This window comes from Psychrobacter sp. 28M-43, from assembly GCF_014770435.1.
Classification (GTDB): Bacteria; Pseudomonadota; Gammaproteobacteria; order Pseudomonadales; family Moraxellaceae; genus Psychrobacter.
Genome location: NZ_CP061739.1, coordinates 2,215,401 through 2,230,160 on the forward strand (window position 1 = coordinate 2,215,401; position 14,760 = coordinate 2,230,160).

Genomic DNA, 14,760 nt, shown 5'->3' on the forward strand with positions numbered 1-14,760 from the left:
AAATCATGCTCGCTATACGATAAGTCACGAGGACCAAGATAAATGCAAAGTTTTAATCACTTAATCACAACCCGCCCTCATCAAGTGCGGCAAGTATTGATTAGCGATTTGCATTTATCGCCTCAGGAGCCTGCCTTAGTGCAGGCTTTTTTGGCGCTATTAGATGACTGTCTCGCTCTGCCTGCGCTCAAACGCCTCTTTATATTGGGTGATTGGTTTGAGGTGTGGCTAGGTGATGATACCTACTTGTCCCTATTAAAAGAGAAAAAGTCAGAGGATGAGCAGATAGCACATTGGCTGACACCGCTTATCGTCAAGCTCAAGCAGTTACGTATCAATGGCTGTGAGATATTGGTCATGCACGGTAACCGTGACTTTCTGTTAGGACAGCCGTTTTGTAATCTGTTCGGCGGTGAGCTAATCAGCGAGCCGTATACTTTGCCTGTTGGTCAGCAGAATTACCGCTTAGAACACGGTGACGCACTCTGTACTGATGATAAAAAGTATCAATTCTTTCGCAAAATTATGCGTAACCGTTTAACTCAGTGGTATCTACTCAATAAGTCATTAGAAAAACGCTTGGCAATTGCAGATAATATGCGCAAAAAAAGCCAGCAGAATAATGCGAACAAAGCTGCTCATATCATGGATGTGAATGATAAAGCCGTACGTCAAGCCATCACTACTAGCGATGCATTATTGCACGGACATACTCATCGACCAGACGTTCATCAGGTGACTGCTGATAAAAAGCGCTACGTGCTTGGCGACTGGCGATTGTTAGATAAAGATACGCGCCAGCCGAAAGTTAGCGCCGTGATTGGTGCAGTGACAGATGACGAGCATTCAAATGACGGTTTTAGTAGTAACGATTTAAGCGGTAATGATGCTAAGTTTGAATTGTTTGAGTTTACAATGCTTGTTTGACTTGATCGTTGAACCTATCTAAAAAACAAAAGGGTCTGTTGAAATATCAACAGACCCTTTTGTTTTTTACTACAATTCTTTTACTATACTTTTAAATAGCTTATCTCTTGCCAGTTTTTTAAGGTATTAGCTTAAAGAAATGCTGACGGTAATGCTTTAGCTCACGGATAGAGTCACGAATATCATCTAAGGCTAAATGACTGCCACCTTTTTCGAAGTTCTTTAAGATATCAGGACGCCAGCGGAAACAAAGCTCTTTGATAGACGACACATCAAGATTGCGATAATGGAAGAAACGCTCAAGCTCTGGCATTTGGCGCGCCATAAATCGACGATCTTGGCAGATAGAGTTACCGCACATTGGTGACTTACCGCTATCAACCCATTTATTCAGGAACTTGATGGTCTCCGCTTCGGCTTCTGCCAATGTCACCGTACTACGACGCACACGATCGACCAATCCTGATTGACCATGCTGCTTGGTATTCCAGTCATCCATTTTGTTTAAGACTTGATCCGATACCTTGATCGCAAACACAGGCCCTTCAGCAAGTACATTCAAATCTTCGTCAGTAACGACAGTAGCAATCTCGATAATCTCATCGTTTAAGGTATCAAGTCCGGTCATTTCTAAATCAATCCACACCAGCCCTTTTTTGCCTTGATTTTTGATTTTAATCTTGTTGGGATGGTCACCGGTAGTCATACAATATCCTATGGTCATTAAATTTTGGGACAGTTTTAAACATAATTTAAAAAACGTATTACGGTTGAATACTCATATTCAGATAGCATTGCAATGCACTGATTGATTCAAAAAATCTAGCAATCAGCCAAAATATTACAAAACCCCTGTCTGCCGCAGACGCTTTAGGCTGTATGTTAGCAAATTTTCACGCTACACTTAGCAATATTTTTATAATAGGTCAAAAACCCATGGCATTAATCCGGCAACGCAAACTGACTAAACAACAGATTCGTCGCATCGACAAGCAGCAACTGTCCAACCAAGATAGTATTGATGACAGTTTGATGGATGGCGTGGTCATGGCGCATTACGGTAAGCAACTAGAAGTACAAGTCACTAGCCTGCCAGCTGTCATACCTGAGCAGCCAGAGATTGCACCTGATGATCCTGAGCCGTTTTGGCAAACGCTTGAATTGAATGATATCTGGCGCTGTCATGTGCGTACCAATCTACCGATGCTAGCTGCTGGTGATCAAGTACGCTGGAATGCCGATTCTAATACTGGCTTTGGTCGTATCGAAGCGGTCAAACCGCGTACATCACTGGTTTCTCGTCCTGACCGCTATCATAAGCTCAAACCTGTTGCCGCCAACGTCGATATTTTGGCGATTGTTTTTGCACCATTACCTGCCGCCGCACCAACGCTGATTGATCGCTATCTCGTGGTATGCCATCATGCAGGTGTCAAACCACTATTGGTACTCAACAAAGCCGATTTATTGGCAGAAGAGAACGGCGTAGACACCAATGAATTATTGGCGCAGTATGCCGCACTTGGCTATGAAAGTGTTCTAACTTCGGTCGATTGCCCTGAAAATATCGCTGAGAGCGATGAGCAAGAAGGCCTTGATGAACTAAAGCGTTATATAGATAAAAAGCTGGTGATCTTCGCGGGTCAATCTGGCGTCGGCAAAAGCAGTTTAATCAATGCCCTTCTACCTGACTCTGGACAGAGCGTCAATATCATCTCACAAAACTCTAAGCTTGGTCAGCACACCACGACGACCAGTCGACTGCTGCCATTCAACCCCGAAGACCTCACTCAAGGCGGTATCGTAGATACACCAGGGATTCGTGAGTATGGTATTTGGCATCTTACTCCTGATGATATTATTTCAGGCTTCGTCGAGCTGGCACCATTGTCCGGTGATTGCCAATTCCGTGACTGTCGTCACACCCATAACAGCAAAGGCTGCGCACTATGGCAAGCAGTGGCTGATGGTGAGGTATTGCAGCGCCGCGTTGAAAATCTCGTCACGCTACGAGAAGAGGCAGATACTAAGCCTTATTAGTATTTGGATTGTTACTGTTCGCTTTAATTAAACACGGTCTTGTGAGTAGATATTTTTATTAGGCTGAGAAGATCCATAGATAGGTGCAATAACCGCTCAATTACTGCCCGTGTCATCGCCCGTTTACTATAGATGGCCTTATCGGTATAATAGCGCCTTGTTCATTATCATTGGGCTGTCTTCTCAGCTTAATAGAACACTTATTTTTTTGGAGGTATGGTTTGGATCGTGCGCTGGAATTTGTGGGCAACCACCCGTTTTTATTTGGTATATTAGCCGTACTTGCTATACTGTTTTTTACGATTGAAAACAAACGTAGCGGTAGAAAAATATCGCCTAACACGCTTGGCATGATGGTCAATTCTCAAAACGCGCAACTTATCGATATTCGCGCTAAGAAGAAGTTTGAATCAGGCTATATTCAGGGCAGCCGCAACATACCGTTCACTGACCTCAAAGACCGCTTAGAAGAGATTCGCGCGATTGAGCAGCCAGTGATTATCATCTGTGACATGGGCGTCCAAGCAGGCGCTGCGATTCAGATGATTGGTAAAGATAGTGTCTATCGCTTAGAAGGCGGTATTGGCGGCTGGCAAGGCGCTGGCATGCCGTTGGTTGGTGTAAAAGACGCCAAAGCAAAGGCTAAAGGTAAAACAAAACCAAGTCTAAGCAAGTAACAGACCTGTATAGGCGCTTAAGTGAAGCGTTTGTACAAATCGCTTAGCTGATGTCTATGTGACCTGACTGACGCTATATAAAAAAGACACCTCTTTATTGGGTGTCTTTTTTTGTGGTTTATTTTTTATATTCTATTTATCATGTTTTATAGCACTAAAATACGTTTTGAGCCAAAACGGCTTGAATTTGTTGTGCCCATCCCCACTTTAGTAATCAGCATCACCGAGTGCATTTTTACTTTACTCATTGATAACAGACTATACCAACGCTTAGACTATGATAATTTATTATGCTCTCCATAATACGTTTGTTATCCCATAAATTTATAAATAAGGATTTACCATGACTGTATCTGTAAAAGTTTACACTACCCCTATCTGCCCATACTGCTCAAACGCCAAACAACTACTAAAAACCAAAGGTGTTGATTATGAAGAAATCGGCATGCACGATATGAGCAGCGAAGAGCGTCAAGCGTTAATGAAAAAAACCAATAATTACCGCACTGTGCCGCAAATCTTCGTTGGTGAAACCTTTGTCGGTGGTTTTGATGAACTTAACCAAATGAACCAGCAAGGCAAACTTGACGAGCTATTGGCAGGTTAATCTGCTACCTTTCTTTACTGTCTGTCTTTATTTATGTAAAGATAGACAGTGGCACGTTTTAATAGAGTAGTAAGAAGTAATAATAAAAAATATCGAGACAATACCAAAAAATAGTCTCGATTTATATTACAATGAACTTTTATTAAAATGACGATTTGCCCAATCATTTGATTTAATTTTAGAGGATTTACCATGGCTGAAGAACAAGCACAACCACAATTGGCACTAGAACGCATTTACGTGAAAGACATGTCACTTGAAGTACCAGGCGCTAGCGTATTCACCAAAGAGTGGAACCCAGAGCTTGATATCAATTTGTCTAGCAACGCTGAAAAACTAGATGACGATCATTATCAAATCATCCTAACTGTGAGCGTTACTGCCAAAAATGCGGAAGAAGCAGCATTTATCGCTGAAGTGCATCAAGCAGGTATCTTCTTACTAAAAGATATTCCAGAAGATCAAATCGGTCAAATCTTGGGCGCATACTGCCCTAACGTGTTGTTCCCATATGCTCGTGAAGTCATCAGTGACATCGTGACGCGTGGTAGCTTCCCACAATTGCTACTAGCACCTGTGAACTTTGATCAAGCGTATGCACAGAGCCAACAGCAAGCACAAGTTGATGCTCAAGGTAATGCATAGGCATTAATTAAAATATATGAGATCTACCAGTCGTATATTTGATAAAAGGCCGTTTACTTATAATGAGTAAGCGGTTTTTTTGTGGGTGTTTTTTATGAGGTGTAAAATCATTGGCCATAAAAAAACCCTGCTATTAAACAGGGTCTTCAACGACTACATCGACTGGCTAAATTACTTAGCTAACATCGATAACTAGCCTTTTAGTGCAGATAGGATTTGCTGCTTAACGTCATCGATACCTTGCGTACCATCAAACTTGTCATAGTTAGGCGCATCATCGCCTTCTTTAGCTTTGTCTTGGTAGAAGCCAACCAATGCTGACGTTTGCTCATGATAAGTAGATAGACGGTCACGAATAGTCGCTTCTTGGTCATCTTCACGCTGGATAAGCGCTTCACCAGTGACGTCATCGATGCCTTCAACCTTTGGTGGATTGTGATCGACATGATAAACACGACCTGAACCTGGATGCTGACGACGGCCAGACAAACGGCTAACGATTTCGTCATCAGGTACACTGATTTCGATAACATGGTCGATAGCAACATCAGCGTCTGCAAGTGCTTGCGCTTGAGGAATAGTGCGCGGGAAACCATCTAGGATACAACCATTCACACAATCAGGCTTAGCGATACGCTCTTTCACTAGGTTGATAATGAGGTCATCAGAAACCAAACCACCAGCATTCATGATATCTTTGGCTTTTTTGCCAAGCTCGCTACCTTCTTTAATTGCTGCACGTAGCATGTCGCCAGTTGAGATCTGTGGAATATCATATTCTTTAGAAATAAACTGGGCTTGGGTACCTTTACCGGCGCCTGGTGGTCCTAGTAAAATAATACGCATCATTACACGACTCTCCTTAATAGATAGGATTTTGGGATTAATAAAACTTTGGGATTAGTTGTTTGCAAAGCTACCTTACCTTGTGGCCCTGCAAAGCTCAAGTATTTTCATTATTGATGTGATAAGTTGGCATGACTTATCTGTTCATACATGGTCAATTCAAGATAAAAAGTAGCAGAATTGACTGCGTTTGAAACACCCATTTATATATCTGGGTTCACTTCACATCTCTATCAAATTAGAACAATCATAGCACTGCTGCTCGCGTCCGTACTGAGCAACAGCGTCTGTATAATAAATACCATTAGCGTCCAGTACTTATATGACTACTATGACTATGGCACTTGTTGATTAATCTCCACGTTGACCTGATTTTGTTCTGCACTGATTACCACTGGATTGCCTGAGAGGTCGCCTGACTCTGCGGTAGCATTGCCACTATGGCTGATACGAGCGATGACCGCTAGCTGTACTTTATCAGAACGAGCCGATCCTAGGGTACGCTCTGGCATCATAGCATCAAGATCACTTAGGCTAATAACCGCTTCACCTTGTTTGATATTGCTAATCGGTAGACGCTTAGCAGCAAATGGTGGACCACCTTTCACGTCACGTATCGCTACAAATAGCGTATCGTCAGCTTTTACCAATGGTAACAGACTAGCATTAATTTTGATGGTCACTTCGACGCCTTCAGAGGCTTGCTGCTGCTGCATCACCACATTAGCACTAAGCTCATCTAGACTTGATAGCGCTTGCGTATGATCACCCGGTTTGGCCGCGATACTGTCACGCAGACGTTTAATCCAGCCTTGCGCTTGATCGAAGTTACTAGCACGTGCTTCACCCATCGCCATAAGCATTTGTGCGCCTTCATGTTCTGGGTTTGTGACTAGTATGTTTTCTAACACTCGGCGGCTATTGGCATCTAACTGACCTTTATTAGCAAAGAAACTGATCTGCGCATAAGTGGTCGCAATCTCTTCGTTATCAGGTGATAGACGATAAGCGCGCGACAACGCTTCTAGTGCCGAATCAGTCGCCTCTAAGGATAAGAACAGCTCCGATAGGCGCATCCAGCGATTATAGTCACTGGCATGACGATAAACGTTAGTCTGCATGGCACTAATCAGCTGATTACCATCCTCAATTGCCCAAGCAGGTGGCTGATCGATTCTACCTGTCAGTAAGTCATCCGCCACTTGACCGACTTTGTCCTCGCTTGCCCACAGCTCAAAGACAGGTGTGCGATCACCGACCATCAGATATGCCATGGCCGTTAATACAGGTACCCAAACCATAATAATCAATCGGCTTTTGATACCTGGCGTGATCATCGGTGACACTTCACGCTGAGCATCCAAAAGCTGACGTTCAAGCTCAAGTTTTTGGTTTTGATAGTGATGGTCATCAATGATACCACTGTCTTTGTCTGTTTTCAGCTCTGCTAGTCGCTCACGAAACACAGCAACGTTGATATCCAGCAGTTGATTGTCTACGGGCTTACTATGCGAACGCGGTGCTCTTAACCACGGCTTAATGGTTATAACACCTAATAGTAGAGCGACAAGTAAACTTAGCGCAATAAATAAGCCAACAGTAGAAAATATGGTCATTTTTTGCCCCCAAGGCTTGTAGTGTCGTCTTTGTCATCGTTATTGGCTCGTGACAATAAGCGATCAAGTTCTGCTTTTTCAGCGGCAGACAACGCTTTAACGTGGTTGTCTACTGCTACACCACTCTCGCCGCTGGCGACAAGCTGACGGCGTTTACTTTGCCAAAACCAACCGACTAATAAAACGATTAATAATAATGGCGGGAAAAACCATAAAATCCATGTTGAAGGACGTACTGGTGGCTTATAACTGATAAAGTCGCCATAACGCTCTTGCATATAGGCTCGGATTTCGCCATCACTACGACCATCTTTTATCAAATCATAGGTTTTTTGCTTTAAGTCTTGCGCAATTGGCGCATCAGACCCTGCCAAGTTTTGGTTTTGACATTTCGGGCAGCGCAGCTCTTCGATGAGACCGCGATACTGGGCTTCTTGTTGCACAGAGTCAAAATCATAGACATCAATGGCAGCAAAGCTTGCCATACTCAATAGACAAGCGATAAACAAGCTTGCTAACTTTATGGTCGCCTTTCTTATTTGGTAGGCTATCATTTGCACGCCTCCGCAACTTGGCTTGGATCTGGACTGACACCATTATTACTAGCGTCATTGAGCACCATCAAGCAAGGCGTGATACGACTTTGCCAATTGCTCTCATTGATCTCACCGATGATATGCTGACGAATAATTCCATCACCATCAACGATGAAAGTCTCAGGCGCACCAGTCAGACCTAAGTCAAGAGCGAACTGCCCTGACAAGTCCTGAATAGACATAGAGAACGGGTCGCCACCGCGATTCAGATACCCTAACGCATCACCAATATCATCTTTGTAGTTTACGCCCACCAAGTTAACACCGCGCTCTTCTAGTTTCATTAGAAAAGGATGCTCAATGATACAAGTTGGACACCAGGAGCCCCAAATATTCATGAGGAATGGCTTATCTGGCAAGTTGTCATTGGTCATGATACGACTGGTATCTGATAATAATGGCAACTCAAAAGCAGGTACTGGACGCTCAAGCGCTGTATTGGTCACGATATCAGTCGGTTTGCCCAAACGCATATAGAGCATAGCGACCAAACCAATAAAGATAACCAGCGGAATCAAAAACCCAATTTTAAGTTTTTTCTTAGTTTTTACTTTATTGCTGCTCGCAACTTTAGGGTCGTTGACAACCTCTTGCTGAGCTTTTTTATCAGGTTCATTGTTTGAGGTAGTCATATTAACGCTCCCCTATCTTTGTAGCTGACGTATCCAAATCTGCAACCGTCGCAAAGCCTGATTTTTTGGCCGCGATTTGCGCAGGTGTTTTGGTTTTTTTGATACGGTAACGATTGTCTAGCATACTGAGCAATGCGCCAAACGCCATGATAAGCGCGCCCAACCATATCCAGCGGATAAGCGGTTTGACATAGATACGGAAAGCCCATTCATTGCTATCTTCAGCAATCGGCTCACCAAGTGCTACGTAGACATCGCGCATCAGATTGGCATCAATCGCAGCCTCTGTCATCGGCATCATACTGATAATATAGTTACGCTTTTCAGGATATAACGTGGTCACTTCTTGACCGTCTTTACTGACTGTTACTTCTGCTTGCGTAGCGTCAAAGTTACTGCCTTTTACTTCACTAAAACCTTTTACCGTAAAGTCATAGCCTTGCACATTGACACTGTCATTAGGCCCTAATGCCACATCACGCTCAATGCTTAACGTACTGGTAAATGCAATGCCGATGACCGCAATGATGACGCCAATATGAGCGGTCTGTTGACCCCAATAACTTAGACGCAACTGGCGTAAACCGTTTAAGCGACTTGGTGCATTTTTTGTTTTGTCTTTGAAATCGACAACCATCCATAACAACACCCAAAAGCTCACAGCCAATGTGACACCGATATTTAGCATCGCTGATGGACTGGTGAAATAGGTAATAATGGCGGCCAATACCAAACTGCTCACCGCGATAACCATACCAGCACCCAATAACGGGCGGCTGTCTTGTTTCCAGCGGATATTAGAGCCCATACCCATCGCCACCAGTAGCAGCCATGTCAACGGCACAAACAGGGCGTTGAAGTATGGAGGGCCAACAGATACCTGACCTAAGTTAAAGGCATCAGCAATAATAGGATATAGCGTACCAAGTAGTACCACTAAGGTTGAAATTAGAATAATAACGTTATTAATTACCAAAAATGATTCACGTGAGATAAGTCGATACTGACTCTCGACCGTCAAACGCCAGCCACGTATAGCAAACATCAATAGACCACCGCCGACGATAATACCGAGAATGACTAGAATCACTAGACCACGCGTCGGATCAGCGGCAAATGAATGCACCGAGGTAATGACACCTGAACGTACTAAGAACGTGCCAAGCAAGCTAAGCGCAAAAGCAAAGATTGCGAGCATGATTGTCCATGCTTTAAATACACCGCGTTTTTCGGTGACAGCAAGTGAATGCAGTAGCGCCGTCCCTGCCAACCACGGCATCAATGAAGCATTCTCTACCGGATCCCAGAACCACCAACCGCCCCAGCCAAGCTCATAATAAGCCCACCATGAGCCAAGCGCGATACCGACTGTTAAGAAACCCCAAGCGGCCAATGCCCATGGACGCGACCAGCGTGTCCATACCGCATCCAAACGCCCTTCCCACAGTGCTGCCATACAAAACGCAAATGGCACAACCATGCCTACGTAACCCATATAGAGCATCGGCGGGTGAATAATCAAACCAAAATCTTGCAATACAGGGTTTAGATCCGCGCCATCAACAGGTAGATTGGGTAATGTGCGATCAAATGGCGATGAGGTAAAGATAAGCATCGCTAGCATCATCATTTGCACGCCTGCTAGTATCACCAGCACTCGCGCACGCATAGACAACGGCAACCCACGACTAAAGTAAGAAACCAATGCACACCAAGTGGCCATGATGGTCATCCACAATAGCAGCGAGCCTTCATGCCCGCCCCATGTCGCCGATAGCTTGTAATACCAAGGCAGCAATGTATTGGAATGCTGAGTGACGTAGACGAGACTAAAATCGTTGTAATAAAAGCCTGCCATCAGCGCAGCAAATGAGGTAATCATTGCCGCAAATTGTGCCCATGCCAGACTTGGCGCCAAACGCTGCCAAGCGACGTGGTCACGCATGACGCCAATGGTTGGTAGTACTACCTGCAAAATCGCCAATATAAAAGCGGCCAGCAAGGCAAAATAACCCAATTCTGTGATTAACATACGGTCTAACCTTGTTTACCTTGGATACAATTAAGGGTTCACCGATGGCATTGCTAGCCACTGGCAAACGCTAATAGTCCTTTATGCGGTCATAGTTTACGGTTAAAAACTGAGGTTTCAATTGCTGTAGAAGCACATAAAACCCGCTACTATCATTGTGACGTACCAATATGAATGATTGATACAAAATGCTTATCTGTTGTTAATTTTACATTTTTTAGTTATTCAAAGCTTATTCAATACAGCCGTTCATGACTAATTAAAAATACTTATTAATGCATTATTACATCGAGGGGAAAAATACTAACACTAAATGCAACCAACCTGCTAGAAAACCAGTCAAACCGCCCAAAACAATCAACGTCATCTCATCCTCACGGAAAGCTGGACGCAACAGGTTCTGAAACTCATTTGGCGTGAGCGCACGTATTCTATCGCGAAACAGACCAAATATCTTACTGGCTCGGCTTTCATTTAGCTCAGGATCTCGTAGTGGTACCATCGTTGCGACAATAGATTTGTCGATAATAGTATTTTTAAGTTGGCCATAATCCCGGCGACCCAATCCCACACGTAATGTCGTGCTAATCACTGGTGACTCTAGCACCGTATATAGATGCGATTTCATCAGATCACGCGTTTGCGCTGAGCGATCACCATACATCATCTCATTCATGATGTTTTCTAGAGTGACCAAATCTTTTACCACAATTTCAGCAAAAACCTCAGAAACTTCCTCTTGGCGCTTCATAAAGCCGCCTTGCAAACGATATTTTGCGATATGTGGTATGACGGGTTTGATAAATGGAAAGCGACTCTGCACCGAAAACAGCTTCAAATAAGGTATAAAATGCGGCTCTACTGGATTAAACACCATCCAAATGGCAATCCAATTGGTGAGAAAACCCCAAATCGCGGCAAAGAACGGTACGGTCCAATGCTGCGGCACCACCAAAAATATAAACATCTGGATAATACCAAATACCAGACCAATCAAAGCACTGATGTGCCAGATAAAATCGATCTCTTTTTGCCCAACCTTTAGAAACATATTGACCATCAAGCGACGATCGTTTTCCATGGTGTTGACAATCATTTTGCGCATATCGACCAAGTCTTCGACATGATAAGTCAAATCTGTCACAAGCGACTGCATAATACTGGGTAGCTCTTTGTGGGCTTGCGCATAGACACGGCGCTTTAGTGCGTAAGGTAGATTGCCCCACAATGCTGGCGAGTGATCTAGCATAATCTCATCAATCAATGGCTCAAGGTTTTTGTCCACCGTATCAGTGACAAATATCGCCATTTGCTCAGGCTCCATCGCTTTAAAAAACTCATCAAGCGACCCGAGTTTTGAGAGCGTCTGGTCAACGATAACCCCTGATATCTTGCCCGCTTTGCGCGGAACGATACCTTGCCAACCAATACCTGGCAACCCAAAAAATGGGAAGTTAGGAATACGAATACCCCAAAACTTGACCGGATAGAACAGCATCTTGAGCGCCATCCACACATGTACCCAAGTGACGAATGCCGTCACTGGTGGGATGGTCAGCATGGCAAAGAACTCTGGGTGCTCAGCTATCGTCTGCCATAATGAATTTACGTCCATGACTTATCTAGTCCCTGACAGGTTGATTGTCGTTGCTAATATTGTCGCTACTGATAGCGAAACTTTAGCAAAATGAGAACGTTTCAAAAGACGCTCCGTCCATAATAACTACTATAAAATAAATCGCCTGATTTTAGCATACTTGCTATTTATTAGCACATATAGACCAGCGCCAAGTTGTGACTAAAGATGACATGATTCATATCGTCTGTTAACCAATAAAAACTCGAATATAAGCCAGTGCTTGGTCAGTAGATAATCAAGACAAAATATATGACTGAGTACTGCGCCTGCTCATTTGTTCTGTTATAATTTGTAGTGCAATAACAAAGACTACCTGCGTATAAATGACTGCATGACGATTTCACCCCATACCCTTCTATGTGATTGAAACCATTTGCATTATCTTTTAGACTCACCGCACTTTGGTTAACCAACCTGCCCTCTTATTTTTCTTTTATTGACTCACTGACCGTTTGGGCTCTGATCTTCTATGAATAAACCGATAACTCCCAATACCGAACAGGTCAACAGTACCTTTACCAATCGTATTATCATCTTTGGGATTATAATATTGATTGGTTTGGGCGGTTTGATAACACGTTATGGGTATTTGCAAGTCTACGCTCATGATCAGTACACAACGCAAGCCGATAACAACCGTATCAAACTGATATCTGCGCCGCCTAGTCGTGGGTATATTTATGATCGTAACGGGGTAATACTGGCAGACAACCAGCCAGTCTTTACAGCGATGCTCAGCCCTGATGAGGTCGAAAACCCTGAGCGCACGTTGCATCTACTCGCGCCGATTTTTGATTTAACCGATACAGATATCACTGATATCTTGGCGCGTCTAAGTAAAAATAAAAATGACCCTGTGACGATTAAGATTGATTTAACAGAAGCACAGTTGGCTCAGTTTAGTGAACGTAAGCCATTCTTCCGTGGGGTCTCTATTCAGAGCAAGCTTACGCGCTCTTATCCTTATGATGAACTGTTTGCTCATGTCATCGGCTATGTCGGACGTATCAATGACAAAGAGTCAAAGCGTATTGATAAAGACCGTTACGCTGGTACTGACTTGATTGGTAAGATTGGTATCGAAGATTACTACGAAGATATTTTGCTTGGGCAACCGGGTTATCAATCGGTAGAAACAGACGCACATGGCAATATTTTACGCCAGCTGGATACCAAGCCGCCGATAGCGGGTAACGATATTACGTTGAGCTTGGATTACGGTTTGCAAACCATCGCCCAGCAGCAACTTGATGGACGCCGCGGTGCAATCGTTGCTATAGACCCAAAAAACGGTGACGTCTTGGCATTTGTTAGTAATCCAAGCTACGACCCTAACCCTTTTATATCGGGTATCTCTTTTAAAGATTATGATGATCTGCGTGAAGATTTGGATCAGCCGCTGTATAACCGTGCACTACAAGGTACCTACCCACCTGGCTCTACTATCAAGCCATTTGAGGGTTTGGGCGGTATTCATTATGGTCTACGCGATTGGAATAGCACCATCTATGACCCTGGTTATTTTAGCTTACCTGGTGACACGCATCGATTCCGCGACTGGAAACGTGGCGGTCATGGTACGGTAGATCTAAAAAAATCCATCGCGATGTCGGTCGATACTTATTATTATAAGTTGGCTTATGAGATGGGCATTCAGCGTCTGCACGATTGGATGGTACGCTTTGGTTTTGGTGAAGATACTGGTATTGATTTACCTAATGAAAAATCAGGCATCATGCCATCACCAAAATGGAAAAAAGACACTTACGATAAAGACTGGCTACCGGGCGAAACGATCTCGGTCAGTATTGGACAAGGGTATTTCTTGGCCACACCGCTACAGATTGCCAACGCTACAGCCATGACAGCCAGTAAAGGTCAGCACATTACTCCGCATTTATTAAAGAGCAGTGACGGTGCTGCGGACGTCAAAATCATCACTAAGCCAGATGGCAAAATCGACTACAACGGTAAGCCGTCCGACTGGTTGCGTATGCATGATGCGATGGAAAGCGTGGTAGAAAACGGTACAGGACGCGGTATCTATACCCCGCGCTATCGTATCGCTGGTAAAACAGGTACCGCACAGGTGAAATCTATCGCGCAGGGCAAACGCTATGACAAATCAGCGATTGATAAGCGCCACTGGGATCACGCTTGGTTTAATGGTTTTGCCCCAGTAGAAGACCCGCAGATTGCCCTTGCGGTATTGGTCGAAAATGGCGGCGGTGGTAGTGCTGTTGCAGCACCTATTGGCCGTGCTCTATTTGATTACTGGGTATTACAACGTAAGACAGATCCTGTGCTGCCACCTTCTGCTGATGAGCTAAAAGTCATTAAACGCCAAAAAGCTTTTGAAAAAGCGATGCGTGATGCCATTCGCGATAAAGAAGCAAAAGCGTTAGAAGAAAAAGAAGCCGCGGAAGCTGAAGCGGCAGCAGCGACGTCTGAGTAACTATACGTTTGAGTCATTAATAGTATAAAAAGTAAAACCTAGCAAAGA

General features: G+C 43.9%; 13 protein-coding genes. 6 read left to right on the forward strand and 7 right to left on the reverse strand.

Features of this window, described 5'->3' with window-relative positions:
- Positions 1-42 precede the first annotated feature (42 nt).
- Complete coding sequence (locus IEE84_RS09200) at positions 43-927, forward strand: UDP-2,3-diacylglucosamine diphosphatase (protein WP_191113953.1); 885 nt, start codon at positions 43-45, stop codon at positions 925-927.
- 118 nt (positions 928-1,045) lie between these two features.
- Here IEE84_RS09200 and orn read toward each other — a convergent pair whose 3' ends face one another.
- A complete protein-coding gene (gene orn, locus IEE84_RS09205; protein ID WP_057760984.1) occupies positions 1,046-1,633 on the reverse strand; it encodes an oligoribonuclease in 588 nt (195 codons plus the stop codon).
- 230 nt (positions 1,634-1,863) lie between these two features.
- Here orn and rsgA point away from each other — a divergent pair, with 230 nt between their 5' ends.
- The 4 genes from rsgA to secB all read left to right on the forward strand — a co-directional run bounded on the left by rsgA (position 1,864) and on the right by secB (position 4,896).
- Entirely contained in the window at positions 1,864-2,967 is a 1,104-nt protein-coding gene (gene rsgA / locus IEE84_RS09210; protein WP_191113954.1) for a ribosome small subunit-dependent GTPase A, read from the forward strand.
- A gap of 221 nt (positions 2,968-3,188) precedes the next feature.
- Entirely contained in the window at positions 3,189-3,644 is a 456-nt protein-coding gene (locus IEE84_RS09215; protein ID WP_057760987.1) for a rhodanese-like domain-containing protein, read from the forward strand.
- A gap of 343 nt (positions 3,645-3,987) precedes the next feature.
- The gene (gene grxC / locus IEE84_RS09220) at positions 3,988-4,251 is read left to right on the forward strand and encodes a glutaredoxin 3 (protein WP_021813631.1); all 264 of its coding nucleotides are present in this window, start codon (positions 3,988-3,990) and stop codon (positions 4,249-4,251) included.
- A 192-nt stretch (positions 4,252-4,443) separates the two neighbouring features.
- Positions 4,444-4,896 carry a protein-export chaperone SecB gene (gene secB / locus IEE84_RS09225; RefSeq protein ID WP_057760989.1) on the forward strand — a complete coding sequence of 151 codons (453 nt, stop codon included), beginning with the start codon at positions 4,444-4,446 and terminating at the stop codon, positions 4,894-4,896.
- 192 nt (positions 4,897-5,088) lie between these two features.
- Here the strand turns inward: secB and adk are convergent, their stop codons facing one another.
- The 6 genes from adk to IEE84_RS09255 form a co-directional block, all read right to left on the reverse strand.
- Positions 5,089-5,742, reverse strand: a complete 654-nt coding sequence (gene adk / locus IEE84_RS09230) for an adenylate kinase (RefSeq protein ID WP_180952604.1) — start codon at positions 5,740-5,742, stop codon at positions 5,089-5,091.
- 335 nt (positions 5,743-6,077) lie between these two features.
- On the reverse strand, positions 6,078-7,358 hold the full coding sequence (ccmI, locus tag IEE84_RS09235; RefSeq protein ID WP_191113955.1) for a c-type cytochrome biogenesis protein CcmI: 1,281 nt from the start codon (positions 7,356-7,358) through the stop codon (positions 6,078-6,080).
- The gene (locus IEE84_RS09240; protein WP_101206370.1) at positions 7,355-7,912 is read right to left on the reverse strand and encodes a cytochrome c-type biogenesis protein; all 558 of its coding nucleotides are present in this window, start codon (positions 7,910-7,912) and stop codon (positions 7,355-7,357) included. Before IEE84_RS09240 ends, ccmI begins: the two co-directional genes overlap by 4 nt.
- The gene (locus tag IEE84_RS09245) at positions 7,909-8,586 is read right to left on the reverse strand and encodes a DsbE family thiol:disulfide interchange protein (protein ID WP_191113956.1); all 678 of its coding nucleotides are present in this window, start codon (positions 8,584-8,586) and stop codon (positions 7,909-7,911) included. The genes IEE84_RS09240 and IEE84_RS09245 overlap by 4 nt, the downstream gene beginning before the upstream one ends.
- 1 nt (position 8,587) lies before the next feature.
- The gene (locus IEE84_RS09250) at positions 8,588-10,618 is read right to left on the reverse strand and encodes a heme lyase CcmF/NrfE family subunit (protein WP_191113957.1); all 2,031 of its coding nucleotides are present in this window, start codon (positions 10,616-10,618) and stop codon (positions 8,588-8,590) included.
- Between the two features lie 283 nt (positions 10,619-10,901).
- Positions 10,902-12,233 carry a DUF445 domain-containing protein gene (locus IEE84_RS09255; protein ID WP_191113958.1) on the reverse strand — a complete coding sequence of 444 codons (1,332 nt, stop codon included), beginning with the start codon at positions 12,231-12,233 and terminating at the stop codon, positions 10,902-10,904.
- Between the two features lie 493 nt (positions 12,234-12,726).
- Here IEE84_RS09255 and mrdA point away from each other — a divergent pair, with 493 nt between their 5' ends.
- Positions 12,727-14,712, forward strand: coding sequence for a penicillin-binding protein 2 (gene mrdA / locus IEE84_RS09260; RefSeq protein ID WP_191113959.1), 1,986 nt, complete (start codon positions 12,727-12,729; stop codon positions 14,710-14,712).
- Positions 14,713-14,760: the final 48 nt, after the last annotated feature.